Genomic DNA, 26,407 nt, shown 5'->3' with positions numbered 1-26,407 from the left:
CCGTGAGCGCCGTCTCCCTCACCCCCACCGGGCCCTTCTCGCTCGCGGCCGGCATCCGATTCCTGGAGGGCTTCACTCCCGCGAGCCACACTCAGGCCGCTGACGGGATCCTCCGTCTGGCCTTCCCCGCCGACGACGCGGCATCCGTCGTCGCGGCCACCGTCCGACAAGAGGTGGGGGCAGACGGCGCCACCGGCACGGTCCAGGCCGAATTCACGGTCTACCCCGGCACCCCGCCCCGGGCACAGGCCTTGACCGCCGGGCATGCGGCCGGCCCGGCCGTACCGGCCCAGCTCGCCCGCATCCTCTCCCTCGACACCGACGGCACCGCATTCCCCGCTCTTGCCGCGGACCCGGTGGTGGCCGGACTCCTGGCGGACTACCCGGGGCTGCGCCCGGTCTGCTTCCACTCGCCCTACGAAGCCGCCGTCTGGGCCCTCATCGGCCACCGCATCCGCATGACCCAGGCAGCCGGCATCAAGGCCGACATCGCTCGTCGGCACGGACCTCGCATGGACATCGCAGGCCAGACCCTGCATGCCTTCCCCACCCCCGCCGCCCTGCGCACCATCACCCACGTGCCAGGGCTGACCGACCTCAAGATCCAGCGCCTGCACGCGCTGGCCGAAGCGGCCCTCGCCGGACACCTCGACGCGGCCCGCCTGCGCGCCCTGCCCGCCGACCAGGCCCTCGCCGAACTGCGCGCCCTCCCTGGCATCGGCCCCTTCTCCGCCGAGCTCGTCCTCATCCGGGGAGCAGGACACCCCGACGTCTTCCCCCGCCACGAACCACGCCTGCACCGAGCAACCGCCACGGCATACGGGCTCGGCACCGCCGCCGCCACCGATGTCACCCGACTCGCCGAGATCGCCGACCGGTGGAAGCCGTACCGGAGTTGGGTCGCTCTCCTGCTGCGCACCCGCGCCCAGGGCATGGCGGGCCGTCCGGCCTGCCACGCGTCGAGCCGGAGGTGAGGGCCCTCGCCGGCCGCGGTTCAAGCACTTGGACAAGAAAGCCAGTGGCATGTGCGCACAGGTTCAATCCTCCATGCCGCGTCGTTGTCGACCGACCACGCCCTTGACTGCCGGCCAGGTCGATCGCCTGGTGACCGGCGCCGGGGGCGAGTTCGGCGATGGTGTCGGCGTTGAAGGAGGTCGGGTTGAACGGTGCGGTCACCTGGGTCTGGTAGTTGGCCTTCGTCCAGTTCTCGGCGGAGAACGCCCACTCGCCCGTACCGTGGTAACTGTAGGACCCGAAGTGGATGAACATGCCGAAGCGGGCCTGGTACCACCAGTCCATCTTGGACGGCACCGAGTACGCCTGGGCGCTGTCGGCCAGCAGGACCTGGGGCAGACCGAACGCCACCGCGCCACCGGCTATGGCGGCGGCCCGTATCAGTTGACGGCGGCTCAGGTTGTCATGGGACATGTGCGGCTCCTCTGATCGTGCGTGTGTGGAGGGTGGGGCTGGTGTGTTACCTGCCGACGGTGTTGCCCCACAGGGCCGGGTCGTCGACGTTCTCCCTGGTCACCAGGGGCGCGGGAAGCTGGTCCTCAAGGCCGTTGGACAGCGAGATGATGGTCGACCCGTGGTCGGTCGGGCCCGGATGGAACGGCCTGCCCTCGGCGGCCGCCTGCGCGTAGTACAGCGCGTACTCGGCGTACAGGTCGGCGGGCTGGGAGACGGTCGCGTCGATCTCGCCCTTGCGGATCGCGTCGAACTCCTGCGGGATGCCGTCGTTGGAGACGATCGCGATGTGGCCGCTCTGGCCGACCGGCTTGAGCAGGCCCTTCCCCCGCAGCAGCGCGAGCGTCGGCTGCAGGAAGACACCGCCGGCCTGCAGGTAGACGCCGCCCAGGTCCGGGTTGGCGGCCAGCGTGGACCGGAGCCTGGCGGACGCCACGTCACCCTTCCACTCGGTGGCCAGCTCGATCACCTGGATGCCTGGGAACTCGCTCTTCATGCAGGAGGAGAACCCCCGGCTCCGGTCGTAGGCGTTGATCGAGCTCAACGCCCCCTGCAGCTCGGCGACCTTCCCCTTGCCCTTGAGCTGCTTGCACGGCGTTGGAGGCCGACTTCAACCGGCTCGGCTGGGCGGTCGCGAAGGACTGCTATCGCCGGGCCGTACGTGCTCTCGTCGAAGGGCGCTTCGAGGACGCGAACAGCGGAATCCGCAGCATGTTCGAGTCGGCCCTCGTGGCAGCCGCCACGATCAAGGCCTTCGTCTCTTCCAAGCAGGGCGGCAGCGGCCAGGCCATCAACTTCCTCAAGGCCCAGAACCTCCTCGCGGACAGGGACGGAGGCTGGTTCATCCACGGCCTCTGGCTCATCACCCACACCAACGGGCAGGGCGGCGTCGTTCAGGAGATCTGTCCGTGTTGATGCCTGTCCAGGTCCACGAACGAGGGGAACCCCAGCCGATGCTCGGCTGGGGTTCCTCGAGGCGGTGAGTGTCGGTCAGCAGGTGGAGTTGCCCATGCCGTGGACCGCTCGTCCACGCGCCGGCAGACTGCACCCGATCGCGATCACCGTTGATCGGGCGGGTCAGCGCTGCAGGGTGAGGACTCCCGGTCGCCACGGCAGTTGGTCGTAGGGGCCGCTCGCGGTGGGGGACTTGCCCTGGTAGAGGAACTGCAGGTTGCAGGGGTCGATGGTCATGGTCTGGTCGGGGTTGTTGCGGACCAGGTCACCGTGGCTGATGTCGTTGGTCCAGGTGGCACCGCTGTTGGCCTTGCCGGCGAAGGGGTTGCTCTCGGTGGCGGCCTGCGGGGTCCAGGAGCCGCTCAGGCTGGTGGCGGTGAAGGAGCGGAAGTAGCGCTGCTCGTTCGCCCCCCGGGCCTCGACGATCATGAGGTACTGGTTCTGGTCCTTGACCTTGTAGACCTGCGGCGCCTCGAAGATGTTGTTCACCGTGTCGCTCATGACCGTGGTGTACGAGGAGCCGAAGTTGCCGGGGAAGTTCCCGATCGGCATGCTCGCCCGGTAGATGCTGCCGTTGTCACCGGCGAAGAACAGGTACATGTTCTGGCCGTCGGCGATCAGCGTCTGGTCGATCGGGCCGGTGCTGGACTTGGGGATGCTGCCGGTGAACAGCGGCTGCGGCGCGGACCAGCCGTTGGGGTTGGTCGGGTCGCTGGAGGTGCGGTAGATGAACGGCCACTGACCCCACTGGTACGCGAGCACCCAGATGTTCTTCGGCGCGAAGTAGAACAGCGTGGGCGCCGTCGCGGCCTGGTTCATCCCGCTCTGCCCGGCCGATGCCATGTCCGACCAGTTCGTGAACGGGCTGAACATCATCGAACCGTACGACGATCCCGACACGTTCGACCCGTAGACCAGGTGCTTGCCGTTGTACACCACGTCGGTGAAGTCCTTCACCGCGCCCCACCCGTTCGCCGGCTGCGCCAACGAACCCGTCGACGACCAGCGGTAGGTCGACGGAAGGGCGCACGTGCCGCCCGGCGCGGGCGTCGTCGGGGTCGGCGCCGGGGTGGACGACCCGGACGACCTGAAGTTCCAGTGCTGGTTGGCGGCACCCCAGGAGTCCCAGATCTGGACGGCGGTGCCGTTGGCGGTCTGGTTGCCGGGGGTCTCCAGGGCACGGCCGCTGGCGACGTTGGTGAGGGTGTAGGAGCCGTCGCCGTTCCGGGTGGCCTTCCAGTGCTGGTTGGCGCCGCCGTTGGCGTCCCAGACCAGCAGCTTCGTGCCATTGGCGGTCTGGCCGCCCGGCTCGTCCAGGACCCGGCCGCTGGCGATGTTGGTCAGCGTGTAGGAGCCGTCGCCGTTCTTGGTGGCGCGCCACTGCTGGTTGGTGGCGCCGCTGGCGTCCCACACCTGGAGCGGGGTGCCGTTGCCGCTCTGCCCTGCGGGCTGGTCGAGAACACGTCCGGCGGCGCCCACCGCGGAGAGCGTGTAGACGGTGCCGGAGCTGATGCCGCCGCCCGGCGTACCGCCGCCGGCGCTGCCCAGAGTGGCGAGTACGGTGTTGTATGCGGCTTTCTTGTTGCCGTTGTTGTCGAACAGCAGCGCGTTCTCACCGCTGCGCCAGGAGTCGCTGTCGCGGATGCCCCACACCGTGATGCCCGTGCAGCGGGCGACGGCCAGGCAGTCCTTGACGGCGTTGTCGTACGCGCCGGCGGACGCCTGGGCGATGTCGAGCTCGGTGATCTGGACGTCCACGCCGAGCGCGGCGAAGCTGGACAGGGTGGTCTGGAAGCTGGCCGGCGGGCCGCCCGCGCCGAAGTGGCTCTGGAAGCCGACGCAGTCGATCGGCACACCGCGGGACTTGAAGTCCTTGACCATGTTGTAGACGCCCTGGGTCTTGGCGTCCGTCCAGTTCTCGATGTTGTAGTCGTTGTAGCAGAGCTTGGCCGAGGAGTCGACGTTCCGAGCGGTGCGGAAGGCCTCCTCGATGAAGCCGTTGCCCAGCACGCTCTGGAACACGGAGTCGCGGTGCTGGCCGCTGCCGCCGTCCGCGAACGCCTCGTTGACCACGTCCCAGGCGTAGATCTTGCCCTTGTAGTGGGTCATCTCCTGGGTGATGTGGTTGTCCATCACACTGCGCAGGGTGTTCGCGTCGGTGGTGGATTTGACCCAGTCGGGCAGTTGGGAGTGCCAGACCAGGGTGTGGCCGCGCATGCGCTGGCCGTGCGCGGAGGCGTGGTTGACGATCGAGTCGCCGGGGCCGAAGTTGAACGACCCGCGGGAGGGCTCGATGGTGTCCCACTTCATCTCGTTCTCCGGGGTGACCATCTTGAATTCCCGGTCGAGAATGCTGGAGTACGTCGAGTCACCGAGCCTGCCCGAGGCCACCGCCGTACCGAAGTAGCGGCCGCTGCCGGCCGCCGCGTCGCCGAGCGTGGTCGGCGCGTTGGCGTTCGACGTGAATGCCGCCTGGGCGACCAGCGGTACGGCGGCGCCCACCGCGGCGAGAGCCACGGCGGCGGCGAGCAGGCGGCGGGTTGCCGGACGGCGGCGATGAGAGCGGTTCTGATCTGACAACGGCTTGTCCTTCTGACGCAGTGGGCCTTGGTCTCGGCCCCGGTTACCCGTCAGTTGCCGCCACCCACACGAAGGTTGCCGTGATCGGCGAGGAATTTATTTGCCGAGCCGGAGCTCGTCGCGGCCCTCATCCCGTCGGGGCGAAGCCGCCCCGGACCGCCCGAGCGGGGCCGCAGGCCGGTGTGCCTGCGGCCCCGCTCGGTCGGTGGCGGGGTCAGGAAGGGTCGCCGTACTGGAGACCGCGTCCGTTCAGGTCGTGGTCGGGTAGGCGTTGACAGCGTCCGAGGTGACGTTGGCGCCGTCGGCGTCGGGTTCACACGCGCGTGCCCCGGAAGGGTCGGCGTCCCCACAAGCGGCTCAAGATCACGGCTGAGCAGTCACACGGATGCGGCGGCGCTGAAGAGCACCGCCGCACACGTTGGCTGGACGGCTCCTGGCGACGCGACGCCGGCGCGGACCAGGCCGTCCAGCCATGCCCGGTGGCGGGTGAGTACGGGACGGTTGGCATCCCCGGTCACTGACGTCCACCTGGAGGGTCGAAGTACGCGTCAGCCGACCCGAAGACCCACCGCCAGGGTCAGTTCAAGGACCCGGTGTGGCGATGCGAGATCCGGAAACAGCTCCCGCAGCTGCGACATCCGGTACCGGACTGTCTGGGGATGGACGAACAACGCCGCCGCCACCTCGTCCCGCCTGCCCTGGTGCAGCAGCCACGCTCGCAACGTCTCCTCCAGCCGCCGTGCGGTCGCGACAGGCAAGGTCCGCAACGGTGCGAGGGCTCGGGCATGCAGGTCTGCGAACGCGTCCATGTCGGCGCTCAGCACCAGCTCGGGCAGATGGGCCTCGGTGTCGCGAATATCAGAGGAGAGGGAGCGCGCGCGTACGGCTCGTGCGTACGAGGCGGACGCACGAGTCCATGGCCGGGCCGGGCCGACCACGGCGGTGCGGTCGGCGAGCTGCCGCAAGAGATGTGATCGGTCGGCATCGGGGACGAGCAGCACACCGGTGGCGTCCGGCAGATCGTCGAGGACGAGGGTGCCCGGGTCGAGCGCGCGGTAGGCAGGCCGGGCCTGGGCGGCGGGCAGCAGGACCGCGGTCAGCGAAATCGGAGGCTGCCACCCGGCACGTTGAACAGCGGCCAGCAGCACGTCCGGGCTCGCGTCGGCGAGGAGGTCGCGCGCCAGGAGTTCCAGGTGGCGCTCGCGGGCCCTGCCCCGGGCGGCCAGTTCGTCGGCGTGGCCCGCGGCGCTCGCGGCGGAGAGCTCGTCGATGTAGGCGAAGGTCAGCTCGGCGAACTTGGCGACCTCGGCTGCGGGCAGACCTGCGGGTACGGCACCCGCTGCCAGGCATCGCCAGGCCACGCGGGCGCCGACGCGGTAGGCGCTGAGCAGGGCGTCCATCGAACGACCGTCGCGCACCTCGCCGCGGCCCAGCTCGTAGGCTGCGTCACCGGCGTCGCCGCCCGTCGCGTTCCCGCTCGCGAGGTCCAGGTAGTGCCCCAGGGCGGTGCGGACGGCTCGGCGGATGGTGCCGCCCATGCGGCCCGAAAGGGCGTTCGCGTAGGGAGGGACCTCGTCGATGATCGCCTGGACGACCTCGTCGGCGGTGGCCGTCAGCGCGGCCCGAAGCGCGGTGACCGTCGTCTCATCCAGGACCAGCCCGCTGGCCCTCCGGATTGCATGGCTCACGTTTTTGTTCCCTACGAACAATTCAGCCGACCAGATTTACGTCCTATGGTCAGGACTTTACGCCCTGAGGCGCAGCAAGCTGGAGTCATGACGAGTGCAGCCCTCCGCAGCAGGGCGTGGAAACTGCTGGAGATGGTCACGACGCCGCTGCTGCCGTCGGACTACCTCGACCTGGTCAGCCCGCTGCGTGCGGGCGCTGACCTGCGTGGGCGTATCGAGGCCGTGCACCCCGAGACGGGTGACGCCGCGACCATCGTGATCAGGCCGGGACGGGGCTGGCGCGGCCACACGGCCGGTCAGTACGTGCGGATCGGGGTCGACGTCGACGGAAGGCGCCTGTGGCGTGCCTACTCCATCACCTCACCGACAGACCGCCAGGACGGCCGCATCACGATCACCGTGAAGGCGATCCCGGACGGCAAGGTCAGCAACCATCTGGTCCGCAGGGCGACACCGGGCACGCTGGTCCAGCTCGACCAGCCGACCGGTGACTTCGTGCTGCCGCATGCCAAGCCCGCCAAGGTGCTCTACCTGACGGCCGGCAGCGGCATCACGCCCGTGATGGGCATGCTGCGCGACATCGAGTTGGATGACGTCGTCATGGTCCACTGTGCGCCGCAGCCGCAAGACGTGATCTTCCGCAACGAGCTGCACGGCCTGGTCGCGGACAAGAAGCTTCGCCTCACCGAGGTGCACACCGCCATAGACGACATGCTCGACATCGCCCGTCTCGGCGAACTCGTGCCCGACTGGGCCGAGCGCGAGACCTGGGCCTGCGGTCCCGCCGGCCTGCTCGACGCCGCAGAGGAGCACTGGACCGAGCACGGCGTCCAGGAGCGCCTGCACACCGAACGCTTCCGCCCCCGCATCGTCGTCGCCGGCGACGGTGGCGAGGTCACGTTCAGCGCCACCGGCAAGACCGTCGACGCGGACGGCGCCACGCCGTTGCTGGACATCGGCGAGGAAGCCGGCGTGCACATGCCCTCCGGGTGCCGCATGGGCATCTGCTTCGGCTGCGTCACGCCGCTCAAGGCGGGCGCCGTCCGCGACCTGCGCACCGGCGAGATCACCGAGGCCGAGCCGGGCGTCCTCATCCAGACCTGCGTGTCCGCCGCGGCGGGCCCCTGCGACATCGAACGGTAGAAGCACCTTGACCGCCATCGACCCCACCGCCCACCTGACCGCGGAGCAGATCGAGGAGCTCGGCCGCGAGCTGGACGCGATCCGCGACGAGGTGATCGCCAACCGCGGCGAGAAGGACGCCGCCTACATCCGCAAGGTCATCTCGGCGCAGCGCAAGCTCGAGCTGGCCAGCAGGGGCGTGCTGCTGTTCTCGATCTTCCCGCCCGCGTGGCTGCTCGGCACCGCCGGCCTGTCCGTGGCGAAGATCATGGACAACATGGAGATCGGCCACAACGTCCTGCACGGCCAGTGGGACTGGATGCGGGACCCGAAGATCCACTCCACCACCTGGGAATGGGACCACGTCTCGCCGGCCGAGCAGTGGAAGCACTCGCACAACGAGCTGCACCACACGTACACCAACGTGATCGGCAAGGACAACGACCTCGGCTACGGCATCATGCGCGTCGACGAGGACCAGAAGTGGCACCCGCTCCACCTCGGCCAGCCGCTGTGGAACTTCGTCAACGCCTGCTTCTTCGAGTACGGCATCGCAGCGTACGACCTGGAGCTCGGCAAGAACCTGCACAAGCACCGCCGCAAGAACCCGGAGTTCCGCGCGCGGGCCAAGGCCGTGGGCCGCAAGATCCGCAAGCAGGTGCTCAAGGACTACGTGATCCACCCACTGCTGTCAGGCCCGTCGTTCCTCACCACACTCGCCGCCACGTTCACCGCGAACCTGGTCCGCAACATCTGGTCACACTCGGTGATCATGTGCGGGCACTTCCCCGAGGGCGTACAGGTCTTCGAGCGCCAGTCGGTCAAGGGCGAGACGCGCGGCCAGTGGTACCTGCGCCAGATGATGGGCTCGGCGAACATCAGCGGCAGCAGGGCCATGCACTTCATGACCGGCAACCTGTCGCACCAGATCGAGCACCACCTGTTCCCGGACCTGCCGAGCAACCGGTACGCCGAGGTCGCAGTGAAGGTGCGCGCGCTGTTCGAAAAGTACGAGCTGGAGTACGTCACCGGGCCGCTGCCCAGGCAGGTGTTCTCCGCGTGGCGCAAGGTCTTCCGGCTCTCGCTGCCGACCAAGAAGCCCGAGGTCATGATGCCGGACTGCAAGCAGGAGCTCGTCGCTTCCGGGGCGGGCTCGAGGGCGCCGAGTCCGGCGCGGCCAAGGACGTGCGCACCGCGCTCGACCGGCTGAAGGAGGCCTTCGACCTGCTGGGCGAGTACGTCGGGCAGCAGGGTTACGACCTGCGCTTCGCGATCGAGCCCAAGCCCAACGAGCCGCGCGGCGACATCCTGCTGCCCACCGTCGGCCACGCCCTCGCGTTCATCAACGCGCTGGAGCGGCCCGAGCGGGTCGGTGTCAACCCGGAGGTCGGCCACGAGCAGATGGCCGGCCTGAACTTCCCGCACGGCATCGCCCAGGCACTGTGGCACGGCAAGCTGTTCCACATCGACCTCAACGGCCAGTCCGGCATCAAGTACGACCAGGACCTGCGCTTCGGAGCGGGAGACCTGCGGCAGGCCTTCTGGCTGGTCGACCTGCTGGAGTCGGCCGGCTACGACGGCCCCCGGCACTTCGACTTCAAGCCGCCGCGCACCGAGGACTTCGACGGCGTCTGGGCCTCGGCGGCCGGCTGCATGCGCAACTACCTGCTGCTGGCCGAGCGTTCCCGCGCCTTCCGGGCCGACCCGGAGGTACAGGCCGCGCTCGCCGCCTCCCGGCTGCCCGAACTCGCCCTCCCCACGGCCGAGGACGGCCTGGCCGGCCTGCTGGCGGACCGCTCCGCCTTCGAGGAGTTCGACGTCGACGCCGCCGCGCGGCGCGGCATGGCCTTCGAGCAGCTGGACCAGCTGGCCCTGGAACACCTGCTCGGCGCTCGCTGACGCCAGCCGTGACGAAACCGGGTCATGCGAGCCGCACGACCCGGCGACCCCCGGTGCTCACCCTGCTCGCCGCTCCGGTCGGACGGTCCGGGCCAGGGCGCGGACCGCCTGTGAGCCGGAGAGGGCGCAGCTCCGCCCGCCTCTCCTGAAAGCCGGGGTGTCAGACGGTTCCTCTCTGCCGAGTGATGTCGGGCGAACAGCCAGGCAATGCCTGGGCCGCCATCGGCGAATCGACTCGGCCGATGGCGGCGGTCCGGTACACTCCCCGGCACGGCCGGGGGCGGGCCGGCCGGGGTGGCGTGGTGTCCTATCGACGGCGGACGGTGTTCAGGCGCTGGAGGACGATGAAGACGAACAGCAGCCCGCCGATCACGATCCTGGTCCACCATGAGCTGAGGGTGCCCTGGAAGCTGATGACGGTCTGGATCAGGCCCAGCACCAGCACACCCAGCACGGTGCCCAGCAGGTAGCCGGAGCCGCCGGTGAGCAGCGTGCCGCCGATCACCACGGCGGCGATCGCGTCCAGTTCCAGGCCGACCGCGTGCAGGCCGTAGCCGGAGAGCATGTAGAAGGTGAGCAGCACACCGCCGAGCGCCGAGCAGAAGCCGCTGATCGCGTACACGGTGGTCTTGGTCCGCCCCACCGGCAGGCCCATCAGCAGAGCGGACTGCTCGCTGCCGCCGAGCGCGTACACGTTCCGCCCGAGCCGGGTGTAGTGCAGCACGACGAACCCGGCTGCCAGCACCAGCAGCGCGATCAGCACACTCGGCGAGACGAACAGGTCACCGAGCGGGATCCGGGTCTGCGCCATCGCGGTGTACGACGGGTCCGTGATGGAGATCGACTCGATGCTGATCGTGTAGCACAGGCCGCGGGCCAGGAACATGCCCGCCAGCGTCACGATGAAGGGCTGGATCTCGAAGGTGTGGATGACCCACCCCATCACCCAACCGCCGGCCGTGCCCATCAGCAGCACCAGCGGGATGACCACCAGCGGCGGCCAGCCGTGCCGCTCCACCAGCCAGGCGGAGACCATGGTGGACAGCGCCACCACCGCACCGACCGACAGGTCGATGCCGCCGGTCAGCACGACGAAGGTCATCCCGACCGCGACCACGAGCAGGAAGGCGTTGTCGATCAGCAGGTTGAGCAGCACCTGCCCGGAGAAGAACCCGTCGTACTGCACCGAGCCGACGGTGAACATCGACACCAGCAGGACGGAGGTGACCAGCAGCGGGATCTGCTCGCGGACTCTGGTCAGCAGGGCGTTGGCGTTCACGCGCCGACCTCCCGGTTGGTCGTGGCGGCGGCGGGACTCGGCCGGACACCGCTCCGGCGACCGGCGTCGCGCCGGGCGAGCTTGGCACGGAAGTTCGGCGACTGGATCAGGCAGACCGTGATGACCACGCAGGCCTTGAAGACCAGCGTGGTCTCCGGCGGGATGCCGATGGTGTAGACGGTGGTGGAGAGGGTCTGGATGATCAGCGCGCCCAGGACGGTGCCGCCGATCGAGAACCGGCCGCCGTTGAGCGAGGTCCCGCCGATCACGACCGCGAGGATGGCGTCGAGTTCGATCCACAGCCCGGCGTTGTTGCCGTCCGCCGCCGAGACGTTCGAGGAGACCATCAGTCCGGCGACCGCCGCGCACAGCGCACTGAACACGTACACCAGGGCGACCAGGCGCATCGCCCGGATCCCGACCAGCCGGCTGGCCACCGGATTGCCGCCGACCGACTCCAGCAGCAGGCCGAGCGCGGTGGAGCGGGTGAGCAGCGCGGTGAGCAGCGCCACGAGTCCGCTGAGCAGGATCGCGAACGGCATCGCCAGCCAGTAGCCGCCGCCGATCAGCTTGTACGGCTCGCTGGTGATCGTGATGATCTGGCCGTCGGTGATCAGCTGGGCGACGCCGCGTCCGGCGACCATCAGGATCAGGGTGGCGATGATCGGCTGCACCCCGACCCGGGCCACCAGCACCCCGTTCGCGATGCCCAGCAGTACCGCCGTACCGAGCGCGATGCCGACCGCGCCGAGCACCGTGCCAGCACTCGCCGGGTCGGTGGCCTCGCTGATGTGCAGGCAGGCCAGCGCGCCGGCGATGGCGACGGTGGAGCCGACCGAGAGGTCGATCCCACCGGTGGCGATCACCAGGGTCATGCCGAGCGACACCAGGATCAGCGGAGCGCCGAAGTGCAGGATGTCGATCGTACTGCCGTACAGGTGGCCGCCCTTGAGGTGGAGGGCGAAGAAGTCCGAGGTGAAGGCGAGGTTGGCGAGCAGCAGCACGGCCAGCACCGCGGCCGGCCAGAACAGCCGGTGCCGGGTCACCGCCCTGATCCTCGGGGTGGTCGGCGCCGTGGTCATTGTTCCGCTCCGCTCGCGATGGTGGCCAGGACGCGCTCCGGGGTGAGCTCGCCGTCGTTGTCGAGTTGGGCGACCATCCGGCGGTCGCGCAGCACGCCGACGCGATGGCTGAGCCGCAGCACCTCCTCCAGTTCGGCGGAGATGAACAGCACCGCCATGCCCTTCTCGGCGAGGTTCGCGACCAGCTTCTGGATCTCGGCCTTGGCACCGATGTCGATGCCGCGGGTGGGCTCGTCCAAGATCAGCAGCTTGGGGTCGGTGATCAGCCAGCGGGCCAGCAGCACCTTCTGCTGGTTCCCGCCGCTGAGGTTGCGGACCAGCGCCTCCGGGTTGCCCGGGCGGATGTCCAGGGCGCGGATCCAGCGCAGCGCCAACTCGTCCTGTGTGGTGCGTGACAGCGGACGGGCCCAGCCCCGGGCCGCCTGCAGCGCCAGCACGATGTTCTCCCGGACGGTCAGCTCGCCGACCAGGCCCTCGGTCTTGCGGTTCTCCGAGCAGAACGCGATGCCGTGGGCGATCGCGTCGCGCGGGCTGCGCAGGTCCGTCTCGGTGCCGTTGATCCGCACGGTGCCGCGGTCCTTGTGGTCGGCGCCGAACAGCAGCCGGGCGGCCTCGGTCCGGCCGGAACCCAACAGGCCTGCCAAGCCCACCACTTCACCGGGACGGATGGCGAGGTCGTACGGTTCGACGGCGCCCCGCCGGGCCAGGCCCTCGGCCTGCAGGAAGGCCCGGCCGGTGACCGGCGCGGAGCGCTCGCGCCGCTTGCCGCCGGCGAGTTGGTCGAGTCCGGCGAGTTCGGAGCCGATCATCCGGGAGACCAGCTCGACCTGGTTGAGCTCACTGGTCAGGTACTCGCCCTCCAACCGGCCGTTGCGCAGCACGGTCATCCGGTCGCAGATCTCGTAGATCTGGTCGAGGAAGTGCGAGACGAACAGGATGGCGACCCCCTGGTCGCGCAACCGTCGCATCACGGTGAAGAGCTGGCGCACCTCGTCGCGGTCCAGGCTGGAGGTCGGCTCGTCCAGGATCAGCACCTTGGCCGAGACGTCCACGGCGCGGACGATGGCCACCAGCTGCTGGACGGCGATGGAGTGGCTGCCCAGCGGCGCGCTGACGTCGATGTCGAGCTCCAGCGTGCGGACCAGCTCGGCGGCCCGGCGGCGCGTTTCGGCCCAGTCGATCAGGCCCAGGCGCCGCGGTTCGCGGCCGATGAAGATGTTCTCCGCGACCGACAGGTTCGGGCAGAGGTTCACCTCCTGGTAGACGGTGCTGATGCCCGCCTGCTGGGCCTGCAGCGGCCCGGCGATCCGCACCCGCCGGCCGGCCAGCACCACCTCGCCGCCGTCCGCCGGGTGCACCCCGGTCAGCACCTTGATCAGCGTGGACTTGCCGGCGCCGTTCTCCCCCATCAGGGCGTGCACCTCGCCGGGGAAGAGCCGGAAGTCGACCCCGTCCAGCGCCACCACCCCGGGGAACTCCTTGCGGATCCCCCGTACTTCCAGGACCGGTTGCTGACGCACCCCGGTTCTCCTCTCCTCGTGCGACCCGGCCCGCCCGGGGAGCGGTCCGCCGACCGCTCCCCGGGCGGGCGGGCCCGTTCAGTACTGGCGGGTCGGCAGCGCGGCAGCGGCCTGGTCCTGGGTGAAGACGCCCTCCTGCGTCTTGATCCGCTTCGGCACCTGTTCGCCGCCCTTGACCTTCTTCACCAGGTCCATCAGCTGGTCACCGAGGAGCGGGTTGCACTCCACATCGACGTTGATCTTGCCCTGGCTCATCGCGGTGAAGGCGTCCTTGACCCCGTCCACCGAGATGATCTTGATGTCGGCGCCCGGCTTCTTGCCGGCCTCCTCGATCGCCTGGATCGCACCCAGGGCCATGTCGTCGTTGTGCGCGTACAGCACGTCGATCTTCGACTGGGCCTTCAGGAAGGCCTGCATGACCTCCTTGCCCTTCGCCCGGGTGAAGTCACCGGTCTGCGAGGCCGCCACCTTGAACTTCGCGTCCGCCTTGATCACGTCGCCGAAGCCCGACTTGCGGTCGTTGGCCGGCGCCGAACCCGTGGTGCCCTGCAGCTCGACGATGTTCACCTCGTCGGACCTGCCCTGGTACTCCTTCACCAGCCACTCGCCGGCCTTCCTGCCCTCCTCGACGAAGTCCGAGCCGAGGAAGGAGACATAGAGCGAGTCGTCCTTGGAGTCCACCGCCCGGTCGGTGAGGATCACCGGGATCCTGGCGTCCTTCGCCTCCTTCAGCACGGTGTCCCAACCCGACTCAACCACCGGCGAGAAGGCGATCACATCCACCTTCTGCTGGATGAACGAGCGGATCGCCTTGATCTGGTTCTCCTGCTTCTGCTGCGCATCGGAGAACTTCAGCTCGATGCCCGCCTTCTTCGCGGACTCCTGGACCGACTTGGTGTTCGCGGTGCGCCAGCCGCTCTCCGCGCCGACCTGCGAGAAGCCCACGACGAGCTTGTGGCCGGCACCCTTGTCAGCCGAGCCTCCACCGCCGCCGGAACCGCACGCGGTGAGGACGATGACCATCGAACCGGCGACCAGGGCCGCCGCAGCTCTCTTGGACATGGTGGGACTTCCTCTCGGGGTTGTCGATCGCGCGAACGGCACCGCCAACGTGAACATGACGTATCGGCACCGTTTCGCTCGAGAGAGATTGTTAACGCTAACAATTGGCATCGGCAAGGCCGTCGCACCTCGTTACCCAATCTTGACCGGCTCGCCGACCGTGGCCGAAGTACTGTCAGCTCAGCGGCGACGGGGGTCACTTGACCCGGCTCTCGCCCGGTGCGCTCCCAGCCTTCGACCGGGAGCACCGACCCCGCCCGCCCGCATGGACTCCCGCCGCGCTCCACCGGAACACGCGCGCCCTCGGGCACCATGAACCACGAGATCATGGCCGCCGAGGGCTACCGGAGCAGCGGCAGCTCCCACATCACGCCGGACTCCTCCACCAGCGGCGGCGGCTGCTGCGCCGCGACCCTCTCCGCCGGCGCCCCGTGGAACGACCGCGACAACCCGAACGTCTCGGTCACCGGCTCCGACGCGTGGAAGGTGACCGTGAAGGTCCCCTCCCCGGAGAAGACCAGCTCGACCTGGAACACCGGTGCGCCCCCACCCCGACACCCCGACCCTCGTCGCCATCCCCGACGGCGCGGGCTACAACTGGAGCATGACCATCACGAAGAACGGAAACGCCACCCGGCCGACCGTCTCCTGCGGCGCCAGCTGACGGACCGCCGCTGCGCGAAGCATTGACAACGTGCATCGCCTGCTGAAGATTAACCTGAACACGTCAGGCAGGGCGGGTGCTCGCGGGTGAATTGTTAGCGCTAACAGACTCGGGGCGGCCAGGCCGATCCCCCTTCGGCCGGACCCCAGGAACCTGTGAGCTGCGCGTCAACCGACAGCACCGCCCTTGGACGGGACCAGGCGCCACGTCCCGAACTCACACCACCCGCCCTGCGCGGCAGGAAGGGTTCGGCCGAGTGCGCGCTCGCACAGGCGTCAGGACGAGACGCCGGCTGCCGAGCGGTACGCGGCATCCCCACCCACAAGGAGAACGATCCGTCATGCCATGGATCAAGCAGAAACCCCGTCTCCGCAAGGTCCTGACGGCGGCCGCGTGCATGGTCGTCAGCTCGGTCACGGCCGTCACCGCGAGCCCCGCGGCTCATGCCGCCGGGGCGACCACGCTGGGTGCGGCAGCGGCCGGCAGCGGCCGCTACTTCGGCGCGGCAGTGCCCGCGGGCAAGCTCGGTGACTCGACGTACTCCACCATTCTCGACCGGGAATTCAAGATGGTCACCCCGGAGAACGAGATGAAGTGGGACACCATCGAGCCCTCCCGCGGGTCGTTCAACTTCGGCCCCGGCGACTCGATCGTCAACCACGCCTCCGCGCACGGCCAGCGCATGCGCGGCCACACCCTGGTCTGGCACTCCCAACTGCCCGACTGGGTCAAATCCACCACCGACGCGAACACCCTGCGCAGTGTGATGGACAACCACATCACCCAGGAGATGACCCACTACAAGGGCAAGATCTACGCCTGGGACGTGGTCAACGAGGCGTTCGCGGACGGCGGCAGCGGCCAGCACCGCGACTCCGTGTTCCAGAGCGTGCTGGGCAACGGCTTCATCGAGGAGGCCTTCCGCACCGCTCGGAACGTCGACTCCTCGGCCAAGCTCTGCTACAACGACTACAACATCGAGAACTGGACGGACGCCAAGACCCAGGGCGTCTACAACATGGTCAAGGACTTCAAGTCCCGCGGTGTGCCGATCGACTGCGTCGGCTTCCAGAGCCACTTCGGCGCGGGCGGCCCGCCGGCCAGCTTCCAGACCACCCTGTCCAGCTTCGCCGCGCTCGGCGTGGACGTCCAGATCACCGAGCTCGACATCGCCCAGGCGTCCGCCGGCGCGTACACCAACGCCGTCAAGGCCTGCCTCAACATCACTCGCTGCACCGGCATCACGGTGTGGGGCATCCGCGACAGCGACTCCTGGCGCACCGGCGAGAGCCCGCTGCTGTTCGACAACAACGGCAACAAGAAGGCCGCCTACAGCGCGGTGCTCACCGCGCTGGGCGGAGCCGGCGGCGGCACGCCGACCGGAGGCATCACCTCCGGCGCCGTCTACACCCTCTCCGACGTGGCCGCCGGACGCGTTCTCGACGAGCCCGCCGGGCAGAACGGCAACGGCACCCCGCTCCAGGTGTGGGACGCCAGCGGCGCCACCAACCAGCAGTGGCGCGCCACCCAGAACGGCGACGGCTCCTACACGCTGACCAACATCGCCAGCGGCCGGGTCCTGGACGAGCCGGCCAACCAGACGGGCAACGGGACGAGGGTGGCGGTCTGGGACACCAACGGCGGCGCCAACCAGCACTGGAAGGCCACCCGGAACGGCGACGGCTCCTACACCCTCACCAACGTCGCCAGCGGCCGTGCCCTGGAGACCCCCGGCAACCAGACCGCCAACGGCACTCCCGTCCAGATCTGGGACTCCAACGGCAGCGCCAACCAGCACTGGACCTTCAGGTGAGCTGAACCGCCGGGGGTGGGGCGGGGGGCGCCCCTCCGCCCCACCCCGAAACCTCCGGGAGCCACCGGGGAGCACAACCCACCCGGTACGGCGGCGCGGCCCGACCAGAATCCCGGTGACCTGGCAGCCGCCCAGGTCACCGCGGCTACGAAGGTTTCGACGCGTACGGGCAGAAGGCGCGGATTCCAGCGCCAGCCGATTCACAACTCTTGGAGCGCACACGCACGGCATCACTCGAATGCCGACAACAAAGCCGTGTGACAGCTCCGTCCGACCACCAAGGAGATTCTCCGTGCGCAGACGAAGTTCCAGCCGCAGGCACCTGTCCGCGGTGCTCACCGCCGTGCTGGCGATGGTGGCGGCACTGGCGACGGCGGTCGTCGCCGACCCGGCCCAGGCGGCCACCAGCGGCGCCCTGCGCGGCGTGGGTTCCGGCCGGTGTCTCGATGTGTCGAACGCCGGACAGGCCGATGGCACGAACCTCCAGATCTACGACTGCTTCGGCGGGACCAACCAGCAGTGGACGTCGACGGCCGGCAACCAGCTGACCGTGTACGGCAACAAGTGCCTGGATGTTCCGGGCCATGCCACCACGGCCGGCACCAAGGTGCAGATCTGGACCTGTAGCGGCGGTGCGAACCAGCAGTGGCGGGTGAACTCCGACGGCACGGTCGTGGGCGTGGAGTCCGGGCTCTGCCTGGACGTGACGGGCGCCGGCACGGCCAACGGCACGGCGGTGGGGCTCTGGACGTGCAACGGCGGCAGCAACCAGAAGTGGACCGGTCTGTCCGGGACGACGCCACCGGGCGGCACGTGTGCTCTTCCGTCGACGTACCGCTGGTCGTCGACGGGTGCGCTCGCGCAGCCGGCGAACGGGTGGGCCTCGGTGAAGGACTTCACCAACGTGGTGTACAACGGCAAGCACCTGGTCTACGCGTCGGACGTGTCGGGCTCGTCGTACGGTTCGATGATGTTCAGCCCCTTCACCAACTGGTCGGACATGGCATCGGCCGGGCAGAGCGGGATGAGCCAGTCCACGGTGGCGCCCACGCTGTTCTACTTCGCGCCGAAGAACATCTGGGTGCTCGCGTACCAGTGGGGTGCCTGGCCCTTCATCTACCGGACGTCGAGCGACCCGACCAACCCCAACGGCTGGTCCGCGCCGCAGCCGCTGTTCACCGGCGGCATCCCGGGCGCCGCCCCGATCGACCAGACCCTGATCGCCGACGACCAGAACATGTACCTGTTCTTCGCCGGTGACAACGGCAGCATCTACCGGGCGAGCATGCCGATCGGGAACTTCCCCGGCAACTTCGGCTCCTCCTACACCACGGTCATGAGCGACACGGTGAAGAACCTGTTCGAGGCGCCACAGGTCTACAAGGTCCAGGGACAGAACCAGTACCTCATGATCGTCGAGGCCCGGGGGGCGAACGAGCAGCGCTACTTCCGCTCGTTCACCGCCACCAGCCTGAGCGGCTCCTGGACCCCGCAGGCCGCCACCGAGAGCAACCCCTTCGCCGGCAAGGCCAACAGCGGTGCCACCTGGACCAACGACATCAGCCACGGCGACCTGGTCCGCAACAACCCCGACCAGACCATGACCATCGACCCCTGCAACCTGCAGTTCCTCTACCAGGGCAAGTCCCCCACCGCGAACGGCCCCTACGACCAACTGCCGTACCGGCCGGGCCTCCTCACCCTGCAGCGCTGACCTGCCCGATCCTCGGTGATCGCGATCGGGTGCAGTCTGCCGGCACGTGGACGAGCGGTCCACGGCGCGGGCCACTCCACCTGCTGACCGTCCCTCACTGCATCGAGGAACCCCAGCCGCGCGTCGGCTGGGGTTCCTCTGTTGGCGAGGCGGCCGCAGTGGGCACTGATTCGGCGCTGTTCGTCCTCGCGACGTCGGCCTTGTCGAGCCCGGAGGTGGGGGCGCCTCCGGGCGTCCGGTGATCGTGGTGGACGGGTCCCCGTGCTCGTCGCCGGTGCGTCCCGCGCCGGCACGGTGACCGTCCCATGGACATGTTCGAACCAGTGGGAGCGCTCCCACTGTGGAGGATCGGCGCGAACCCGTCAAGAGGCTTGAAGAGTCGAACTCCTCTGCCGACAAAACCCGGCAACTCCTCTTTTCCTTGGCGGCAGTTGGCGCTACGGTCAGTGCCCACCAGTGGGAGCGATTCCGTCAGTCGACGCGCCGGAGGGCGGCGTGTCCTCGCTGCAAGGAGTCGCTCATGCGACACCCCCCACGTCTCACAGCGCTGCTCGGCGGCGCGGTCCTCACCATGGTGAGCGCCGCGTTCGCCGTGGCAGGTTCGGACTCGGGCGCCGCGGCCTCGCTCGGCTGCTCCGTGGCCTACTCCACCGTCAACCAGTGGGCCGGCGGCTTCCAGGCCTCCGTCGTGGTCACCGACTACGGCACACCGACCGGCGGCTGGAACCTCGGTTTCGACTTCACCGGCGGCCAGCACATCACCCAGGGCTGGGGCGCCACGTGGTCCCAGTCCGGTAGCAAGGTGACCGCCACCAACGAGAGTTGGAACGGCTCGCTCGGGAACGGCGCGAGCGTCACCCTCGGCCTCATCGCCTCCTCGTCCGACGACAATCCCGCGCCGGCCGGGTTCACCCTCAACGGCCTCGCCTGTGCGGGAAGTTCCTCACCCACACCGACCACCACGCCAACTACCGCACCGACCCCGACCGGTTCCCCCACCACCACCCCACCCACGAGCGCGCCGGAGCTGAGCGTCAGCGGCAACCGGCTGACCGACCCGAGCGGCGCCACCCGCCGCCTGCTCGGGGTCAACCGCTCCGGCGGCGAGTTCATGTGCGTCCAGGACCACGGCATCTTCGACGGCCCGGTGGACGACGCAGCCGTCCAGGCCATCGCGGACTGGAGGGTCAACACCGTCCGGATCCCGCTCAACGAGGAGTGCTGGCTCGGCCTGGACAACATCCGGCCCGAGTACCGCGGTCCCGCGTACGTCAGCGCCGTCAAGGGGCTGGTGGACCGCGTCCTCGCGCACGGGATGACCCCCGTGGTCGAACTCCACTGGACGTACGGCCAGTACACCGGCAACTCGGCGGGCTGCCCGGACGTGCACGCCTCCTGCCAGAAGCCGATGCCGGACGCCCGCTACACCCCGGCCTTCTGGAGCTCGGTGGCGAACACCTTCAAGGACGACCGCCGGGTGGTCTTCGACCTGTTCAACGAGCCCTACCCGGACCGGGCCACCGCCACCACCGACCAGGCCTGGGCCTGCTGGCGCGACGGCGGCACCTGCCCGGGCATCGGCTACGAGGTGGCCGGCATGCAAGACCTGGTGGACGCCGTCCGGGCCACCGGTTCGCGCAACGTCGTGCTCGTCCCCGGGATCGCCTACTCGAACGACCTGAGCGGCTGGCTAGCCCACGCACCCTCGGACCCGACCGGCGAACTGGCCGCCGCCTGGCACGTCTACAACTTCAACTCCTGCGCCAGCGAGGCCTGCTGGACATCCACCCTGGCTCCGGTCGCCGCCCGTGTCCCGCTCGTGGCGGGCGAGATCGGTGAGAACACCTGCGGGCACGCGTTCGTCGACCGCGTCATGAAGTGGTCCGACGACCGCGGGCTCTCCTACCTGGGCTGGACCTGGAACACCTGGGACTGCTCCTCCGGTCCTGCCCTGATCAGCGGTTACGACGGCACTCCCACCACATTCGGCACCGGGCTGCGAGACCACCTTCGCGCCCTGAACGAACACTGAAGGGAACCCCCACACCATGAGCCGCACCACCGGATCCACGCACCCCACCCGCCCCGGCGTCAACCGGCTGCGCAGCAGCCGGACCGCCCTGCTGGCCGCCCTCGGCGTGCTCACCGCCACCGGCGCCACCGCCACCGTGCTGTCCACCTCGGCCGGCGCCGCCTCGGCCGGCTGCCGCGTCGACTACCAGGTCTCCAACCAGTGGGACACCGGCTTCGGCGCCAACGTCACCGTCACCAACACCGGTGACCCGCTGAGCTCCTGGACCCTGGAGTGGACCTTCGCCGGGAACCAGCAGGTCACCCAGGGCTGGAACGCCACCATCGGCCAGTCCGGGGCCGCTGTCACCGCCCGGAACGTCTCGTACAACGGCAACCTGGCGACCGGCGGTTCCACCTCCTTCGGCTTCAACGGCTCGTACGGCGGAACCAACCCCGTGCCCACCTCCTTCAAGCTCAACGGCGTGCTCTGCAACGGCGCCACCACGACGCCGACCCCCACCCCCACGGGTACTCCCACGAGCACTCCCACGAGCACTCCCACGAGTACGCCCACGGGCACCCCGACCGGCACGCCCACCACCCAGCCCGGCACCCGCGTCGACAACCCGTACGCCGGCGCGAAGGTCTACGTGAACCCCGAGTGGTCCGCCAACGCCGCCGCCGAGCCCGGCGGCAGCAGGGTTTCCAGTCAGCCCACCGGCGTCTGGGTCGACCGGATCGCCGCCGTCACCGGCGCGAACGGCAAGATGGGTCTGCGCGCCCACCTCGACGAGGCGCTGCGGCAGAAGGGCAGCGGCGAGCTCGTCGTCCAGCTGGTGATCTACGACCTGCCCGGCCGGGACTGCTCCGCGCTCGCCTCCAACGGGGAGCTCGGCCCGACCGAGATCGGCCGGTACAAGACGGAGTTCATCGACCCGATCGCGGCGATCCTCGCCGATCCGAAGTACGCGGGACTGCGCATCGTCACCGCCGTCGAGATCGACTCGCTGCCGAACCTCGCCACCAACACCGCGCCGCGCGCCACCGCGACCCCCGCCTGCGACGTGATGAAGGCGAACGGCAACTACATCACGGGCGTGGGCTACGCGCTCAAGAAGCTGGGCGCCGTCCCCAACGTGTACAACTACGTCGACGCCGGGCACCACGGCTGGCTCGGCTGGGACGACAACCTCGGCGCGTCCGCCGAGCTGTTCAAGCAGGCCGCGACGGCCGAGGGCTCCACCCTCGCCAACGTGCACGGCTTCATCGTCAACACCGCGAACTACAGCGCCCTCAAGGAGAACAACTTCACCATCGACGACAGCGTCAACGGCACCTCCGTCCGCCAGTCCAAGTGGGTCGACTGGAACCGGTACGTCGACGAGCTCTCCTACGCGCAGGCGATGCGGGCCAAGCTGGTCTCGATCGGCTTCGACTCCAGGATCGGCATGCTGATCGACACCTCGCGCAACGGCTGGGGCGGCACCGCCCGGCCGTCCGGGGCCGGGCCGAGGACGAGCGTCGACGCGTACGTGGACGGTGGGCGCTACGACCGGCGCTTCCAGACCGGCAACTGGTGCAACCAGGCGGGCGCGGGCCTCGGTGAGCGGCCGCAGGCGGCCCCGGCGGCGGGCATCGACGCGTACGTCTGGATGAAGCCGCCGGGTGAGTCGGACGGGGCCAGCAAGGAGATCCCGAACAACGACGGCAAGGGCTTCGACCGGATGTGCGACCCGACGTACACCGGCAACCCGCGGAACAACAACAGCATGTCCGGTGCGCTTCCGAACGCGCCGCTGGCCGGGGAGTGGTTCTCCGCCCAGTTCCAGGAGCTGCTGAAGAACGCCTACCCGGCGCTGTAGCACCGGACGCCCCTGACCGTCCGGGAGCCGGCGGGCTTCCGGACGGTCGGCGGGTCCTCAGGAGGACTGCCGCACCACCAGCTCCGTCGGCAGCACCAGACGGGACGGCTCCGCGCCCTCGCCGCCGATCTGCCGCAGCAGAAGCCTGGCCATCGTGCGGCCCATCTCCTCGATCGGCTGTCGGACGCTGGTCAGCGGCGGGTCGAGATGGCGGGCCACCGGCGAGTCGTCGACGCCCACCAGCGCGACGTCTCCGGGCACGTCCAGGCCGCGGGCCCGCAGGACGGCGAGGGCCCCGACCGCCATCACGTCGGAGGCGGCGAACACCGCGTCCAGATCGGGGCAGCGCTCCAGCAGGGCGAGCATCGCCCGGAGGCCGCCTTCCTCCGTGAAGTCCCCGGTTTCGACGAGGCGCCCGTCCCCCGGCAGTCCGGCGGCCGCCAGGCCCTGGCGGTAGCCGGTCAACCGGCCGTGCGCGGCGTCCATGTCCAGCGGTCCGGTGATGGTGGCGATGCGGCGCCGCCCGCGTCCGGCCAGGTGCGCCACGGCCGAACGGCCGGCCCCCACGTTGTCGGAGTCGACGTAGGCCACCGGTTCGTCCGGCGAGCGGCGGCCGTTCAGCACGGCCGGCAGGCCCAGTGCGCGCACCTGGTCCGGCAGCGGGTCGTCCCGGTGGACGGAGACCAGCAGCACGCCGTCCACCCGCTGCGCGGCGAGGTACTGCTCGAAGCGCTGCCGCTCCTGGTCGGTGCGGATCAGGGTGAGCAGCAACTGCTTGTCCGCCGCGCCGAGTTCGGCACTCACGCCGCGGATGATGTCCAGGAAGTACGGTTCCGCGAAGACCCGGGCCTCTGTCTCGGGCACGACCAGGGCGACCGCGTCCGTCCGGCTGCCCGCCAGCGCCCTGGCCGCCCGGTTGGGGACGTAGCCGAGCTCCGCGATGGCCCGGCCCACCGCCTCCTTCGCCTGCTCGCTCACCTGCGACGAGCCGTTGATCACCCGGGACACCGTGCCGCGCCCGACCCCGGCCCGGGCCGCGACCTCCTCCAGGGTCGGCCTCCCGGTCTGCCGTCCGCTCACTGCCCACGCGCCTTCCGTCACCGCCACCGGTCTCGCCCCTGCCTGGCGCGCATCGTAGATCACAGGGGTACGGCACCGCCACGGTCCGTCGCATTCAGGAAGTGGCGTCGATCTGCGAACCGCAAGGCGCTGGAGGGCAATTCGGCTTCATCTCTTGACTTCTGCGCAGCCGGGCAGGACCCTTCCGGCTGTGAGATGGGAGCGCTCCCATAGGCCGATGGCCGCCATGGCGGACTCCCGGCACCACCCCGGACGAGGAGAGCGGAATGCAGAGCACCAGCACCGTCACCACCAGACGTCGACGCCTCACCGCGCTCGCCGCCATGGCCGCGAGCACCGCCCTGCTGGCCGGCTGCGGCAGCGGCGGCGGCGCGAAGGCCGGCGGCGAAAGCGGCACCGTCACCCTGCGGATCGGCACCTACGGCTCCTTCGGCTACGACAACGAGACCGGCGCCAAGCTCTACGCCGAGTACGAGAAGCTGCACCCCGGCATCAAGATCGCCGAGTCCAACGTGGCCGACGGGCAGAAGTACTGGGACACGCTCAAGCTGCGGCTCTCCCGGGACAGCGGCCTCGCCGACATCCAGGCCGTCGAGGTCGGCTACATCGCCGAGGCCACCGGGCCCGCCCTCGCGGGCAAGTGGACGGACCTCGGCACCACCGGCGGGGCGGATCTCGGGACCTTCCTGGACTGGAAGACCAAGCAGGCCACCACCGCGGACGGCAAGGTCATCGGCCTCGGCACCGACATCGGCCCGATGGCGATCTGCTACAACAAGGACCTCTTCGCCAAGGCCGGGCTGCCCACCGACCGCGCCCAGGTCGGCGCGCTCTGGGCCGGCAGCTGGGACAAGTTCCTGGAGGCCGGCCGCACCTACCAGGCGAAGGCGCCCGAGGGCACCGCCTTCCACGACTCCGCCAGCGGGCTCTTCAACGCCGTCGTTTCCAGCGAGCCGGTCCAGTACGCCGACGCCAAGGGCGAGTTGGACTACCGGAACAGCCCGGGAGTGAAGCAGGCCTGGTCCATCGCCACCGCCGCGGCCACCGGCGGCATCACGGCCAAACTGCGGCAGTTCGACGAGAAGGGCACCTGGAACGCGGGCTTCAAGAACAACCGGTTCGCGACCGTTGCCTGCCCGAGCTGGATGACCGGGATCATCAAGGACCAGGCCGGTCCGGAGAACCAGGGCAAGTGGGACATCGCCCCGGCGCCGGTCGCGGGCAACTGGGGCGGCTCCTTCCTCGCCGTCCCGAAGTCCGGCGCGCACGTCAAGGAGGCCGCCGAACTCGCGGCCTGGCTGACCGCCCCGGCCCAGCATGCCAAGGTCTTCGCCGTCAACGGCAACATCCCCTCCAGCAAGGAGGCCCTCTCCTCCCCCGCCGTCCGGAACGCCACCCTGCCGTTCTTCGGCGACACCCCGGTCGGCCGGATCTACTCCGAGGCCGCCGCCGGCATCAAGGCCGTCCCGATCAGCCGCTGGGACGGCCAGGCCAAGACCTTCATCACCGACAACGGCATCCTGGACATCGAGCAACGCGGCACCGATCCCGCCCAGGCGTGGACCAACGCCGGGAAGCTGATCGACGACAAGATCCAGAAGTAGCGGAAGGACTGCCCGTGTCCACCCCCACCCGGGTGGCGGCCGACGGCGCCCCGCTCCCGTCCGCCACCCACCCCTCCAGGAGCCTTCCACCCGGCCGCAGTTGGCGCCGCCACCTGCACCGGTGGGATGCGAAGGCGGCGCCGTACGCCTTCGTCGCGCCGTTCTTCCTCTGCTTCGCCGCCTTCGGCCTCTTCCCACTGGTCTACACCGGCTGGCTCTCGCTGCACCGGGTCGAGCTCGGCGGCGAGGCCCGATGGCTGGGCCTGCGCAACTACACCGACCTGTGGGACAGCGACTTCTTCTGGAACGCCCTCGGCAACACCTTCACCATCGGCGTGATCTCCACCGTCCCGCAGCTGCTGCTCGCCCTGGGCCTGGCCCACCTGCTCAACTACCGGATGCGCGGCCGGGGTTTCCTGCGGGTCGCGGTGCTCGCTCCGTACGCGACCTCGATCGCCGCCGCCACGCTGGTCTTCGCCCAGTTGTTCAACAGCGACTACGGGCTGATCAACACCGCGCTCGGCTGGGCGGGCTTCCACCCGGTGGACTGGGAGTCGTCCAAATGGCCCGCGCAGATAGCCATTTCGGCGATCGTCACCTGGCGCTGGACGGGCTACAACGCGCTGATCTACCTGGCCGCCATGCAGGCGGTCCCGCAGGACCTGTACGAGGCGGCGGCGATCGACGGAGCCTCCCGGGCACGGCAGTTCCTCAGCGTCACCATCCCGTCGATCCGCCCGACCATCCTGTTCACCATCGTGGTGTCCACCATCGGCGCCACCCAACTCTTCGGCGAGCCCATGCTGTTCGGTGGCAGCCTGGGGGTCAGCGGCGGCAGCGGGAACCAGTTCCAGACGCTCAGCCTGCTCATGTACGAGAAGGGCTGGGTGACCGGCGCGCTCGGCCAGGCCTCCGCGATCGCCTGGGTGATGCTGCTGCTCCTGCTGTCGGCCGGTGCCGTGCAGACGCTCGTCGTCCGTGTCCGCCGCCGCAGGAGGCTCTGA

17 protein-coding genes and 5 pseudogenes are annotated in these 26,407 nt (G+C 69.6%); 12 read left to right on the top strand and 10 right to left on the bottom strand.

Annotated elements, in window-relative coordinates; all coding sequences use genetic code 11:
• Positions 1-2 precede the first annotated feature (2 nt).
• Positions 3-974 carry a DNA-3-methyladenine glycosylase family protein gene (locus OG286_RS34810; RefSeq protein WP_405358797.1) on the top strand — a complete coding sequence of 324 codons (972 nt, stop codon included), beginning with the start codon at positions 3-5 and terminating at the stop codon, positions 972-974.
• Positions 975-1,116: 142 nt separating this feature from the next.
• Here the strand turns inward: OG286_RS34810 and OG286_RS34805 are convergent.
• A pseudogene (locus OG286_RS34805) lies at positions 1,117-1,428 on the bottom strand (alpha-L-fucosidase); the annotation flags it as partial.
• 46 nt (positions 1,429-1,474) lie between these two features.
• Positions 1,475-2,056 (bottom strand): annotated as a pseudogene (locus OG286_RS34800) (substrate-binding domain-containing protein); the annotation flags it as partial.
• Between the two features lie 8 nt (positions 2,057-2,064).
• On the opposite strand from OG286_RS34800, the gene OG286_RS34795 reads away from it, so the two are divergent.
• Entirely contained in the window at positions 2,065-2,382 is a 318-nt protein-coding gene (locus tag OG286_RS34795; protein ID WP_405358798.1) for a hypothetical protein, read from the top strand.
• A 162-nt stretch (positions 2,383-2,544) separates the two neighbouring features.
• Here the strand turns inward: OG286_RS34795 and OG286_RS34790 are convergent, their stop codons facing one another.
• The gene (locus OG286_RS34790; RefSeq protein WP_405358799.1) at positions 2,545-5,001 is read right to left on the bottom strand and encodes a non-reducing end alpha-L-arabinofuranosidase family hydrolase; all 2,457 of its coding nucleotides are present in this window, start codon (positions 4,999-5,001) and stop codon (positions 2,545-2,547) included.
• Positions 5,002-5,549: 548 nt separating this feature from the next.
• The gene (locus tag OG286_RS34785; RefSeq protein ID WP_396323715.1) at positions 5,550-6,689 is read right to left on the bottom strand and encodes a PucR family transcriptional regulator; all 1,140 of its coding nucleotides are present in this window, start codon (positions 6,687-6,689) and stop codon (positions 5,550-5,552) included.
• Positions 6,690-6,776: 87 nt separating this feature from the next.
• On the opposite strand from OG286_RS34785, the gene OG286_RS34780 reads away from it, so the two are divergent.
• From OG286_RS34780 to OG286_RS34770, 3 genes and pseudogenes are all read left to right on the top strand, one after another.
• Positions 6,777-7,832 carry a ferredoxin reductase gene (locus tag OG286_RS34780; RefSeq protein ID WP_405358800.1) on the top strand — a complete coding sequence of 352 codons (1,056 nt, stop codon included), beginning with the start codon at positions 6,777-6,779 and terminating at the stop codon, positions 7,830-7,832.
• A gap of 7 nt (positions 7,833-7,839) precedes the next feature.
• Positions 7,840-8,955: pseudogene (locus OG286_RS34775) on the top strand (fatty acid desaturase family protein); the annotation flags it as partial.
• Between the two features lie 2 nt (positions 8,956-8,957).
• A pseudogene (locus tag OG286_RS34770) lies at positions 8,958-9,710 on the top strand (xylose isomerase); the annotation flags it as partial.
• Between the two features lie 307 nt (positions 9,711-10,017).
• Here OG286_RS34770 and yjfF read toward each other — a convergent pair.
• The 5 genes from yjfF to OG286_RS34745 form a co-directional block, all read right to left on the bottom strand.
• Positions 10,018-10,989 (bottom strand): galactofuranose ABC transporter, permease protein YjfF, encoded by a 972-nt coding sequence (gene yjfF, locus OG286_RS34765; RefSeq protein WP_331741311.1) that lies wholly within the window; start codon positions 10,987-10,989, stop codon positions 10,018-10,020.
• The gene (locus tag OG286_RS34760; protein WP_405358801.1) at positions 10,986-12,071 is read right to left on the bottom strand and encodes an ABC transporter permease; all 1,086 of its coding nucleotides are present in this window, start codon (positions 12,069-12,071) and stop codon (positions 10,986-10,988) included. Before OG286_RS34760 ends, yjfF begins: the two co-directional genes overlap by 4 nt.
• Positions 12,068-13,591, bottom strand: coding sequence for a sugar ABC transporter ATP-binding protein (locus tag OG286_RS34755; RefSeq protein WP_396321291.1), 1,524 nt, complete (start codon positions 13,589-13,591; stop codon positions 12,068-12,070). The genes OG286_RS34760 and OG286_RS34755 overlap by 4 nt, the downstream gene beginning before the upstream one ends.
• A 78-nt stretch (positions 13,592-13,669) precedes the next feature.
• The gene (locus OG286_RS34750) at positions 13,670-14,653 is read right to left on the bottom strand and encodes an ABC transporter substrate-binding protein (RefSeq protein ID WP_396321290.1); all 984 of its coding nucleotides are present in this window, start codon (positions 14,651-14,653) and stop codon (positions 13,670-13,672) included.
• Between the two features lie 341 nt (positions 14,654-14,994).
• On the bottom strand, positions 14,995-15,189 hold the full coding sequence (locus OG286_RS34745) for a hypothetical protein (RefSeq protein ID WP_405358802.1): 195 nt from the start codon (positions 15,187-15,189) through the stop codon (positions 14,995-14,997).
• Between the two features lie 2 nt (positions 15,190-15,191).
• Here OG286_RS34745 and OG286_RS34740 point away from each other — a divergent pair, with 2 nt between their 5' ends.
• From OG286_RS34740 to OG286_RS34720, 5 genes and pseudogenes are all read left to right on the top strand, one after another.
• Positions 15,192-15,317 (top strand): hypothetical protein, encoded by a 126-nt coding sequence (locus OG286_RS34740; RefSeq protein WP_396321288.1) that lies wholly within the window; start codon positions 15,192-15,194, stop codon positions 15,315-15,317.
• 340 nt (positions 15,318-15,657) lie between these two features.
• A pseudogene (locus tag OG286_RS34735) lies at positions 15,658-17,127 on the top strand (endo-1,4-beta-xylanase); the annotation flags it as partial.
• Positions 17,128-17,422: 295 nt separating this feature from the next.
• A complete protein-coding gene (locus OG286_RS34730) occupies positions 17,423-18,844 on the top strand; it encodes a non-reducing end alpha-L-arabinofuranosidase family hydrolase (protein WP_405366003.1) in 1,422 nt (473 codons plus the stop codon).
• Between the two features lie 520 nt (positions 18,845-19,364).
• Entirely contained in the window at positions 19,365-20,876 is a 1,512-nt protein-coding gene (locus tag OG286_RS34725; RefSeq protein ID WP_405358804.1) for a cellulase family glycosylhydrolase, read from the top strand.
• Between the two features lie 16 nt (positions 20,877-20,892).
• Complete coding sequence (locus OG286_RS34720) at positions 20,893-22,719, top strand: glycoside hydrolase family 6 protein (RefSeq protein WP_405358805.1); 1,827 nt, start codon at positions 20,893-20,895, stop codon at positions 22,717-22,719.
• A 57-nt stretch (positions 22,720-22,776) separates the two neighbouring features.
• Here the strand turns inward: OG286_RS34720 and OG286_RS34715 are convergent, their stop codons facing one another.
• On the bottom strand, positions 22,777-23,799 hold the full coding sequence (locus tag OG286_RS34715) for a LacI family DNA-binding transcriptional regulator (protein ID WP_405358806.1): 1,023 nt from the start codon (positions 23,797-23,799) through the stop codon (positions 22,777-22,779).
• A gap of 266 nt (positions 23,800-24,065) precedes the next feature.
• Between OG286_RS34715 and OG286_RS34710 the strand changes: the two genes are divergently transcribed.
• Together OG286_RS34710 and OG286_RS34705 are read left to right on the top strand one after the other, a co-directional pair.
• Positions 24,066-25,403: an ABC transporter substrate-binding protein gene (locus OG286_RS34710; protein WP_405358807.1), complete on the top strand. Its 1,338-nt coding sequence runs from the start codon at positions 24,066-24,068 to the stop codon at positions 25,401-25,403.
• A 14-nt stretch (positions 25,404-25,417) separates the two neighbouring features.
• A complete protein-coding gene (locus tag OG286_RS34705) occupies positions 25,418-26,407 on the top strand; it encodes a carbohydrate ABC transporter permease (protein ID WP_396321281.1) in 990 nt (329 codons plus the stop codon).

The organism is Kitasatospora sp. NBC_00039 (assembly GCF_045160625.1).
Lineage (GTDB): Bacteria > Actinomycetota > Actinomycetes > Streptomycetales > Streptomycetaceae > Kitasatospora.
The sequence above is the reverse complement of the archived record's forward strand: the minus strand, read 5'-3'. Positions and strand labels throughout refer to the sequence as shown.

What these genes read in the sequence shown, in the direction of transcription:
- OG286_RS34760 (WP_405358801.1), bottom strand. Translation starts at nt 12,071, where the DNA reads ATGACCACGGCGCCGACCACCCCGAGGATCAGGGCGGTGACCCGGCAC.
- OG286_RS34780 (WP_405358800.1), top strand. Translation starts at nt 6,777, where the DNA reads ATGACGAGTGCAGCCCTCCGCAGCAGGGCGTGGAAACTGCTGGAGATG.
- OG286_RS34725 (WP_405358804.1), top strand. Translation starts at nt 19,365, where the DNA reads ATGCGACACCCCCCACGTCTCACAGCGCTGCTCGGCGGCGCGGTCCTC.
- OG286_RS34750 (WP_396321290.1), bottom strand. Translation starts at nt 14,653, where the DNA reads ATGTCCAAGAGAGCTGCGGCGGCCCTGGTCGCCGGTTCGATGGTCATC.
- OG286_RS34720 (WP_405358805.1), top strand. Translation starts at nt 20,893, where the DNA reads ATGAGCCGCACCACCGGATCCACGCACCCCACCCGCCCCGGCGTCAAC.
- OG286_RS34710 (WP_405358807.1), top strand. Translation starts at nt 24,066, where the DNA reads ATGCAGAGCACCAGCACCGTCACCACCAGACGTCGACGCCTCACCGCG.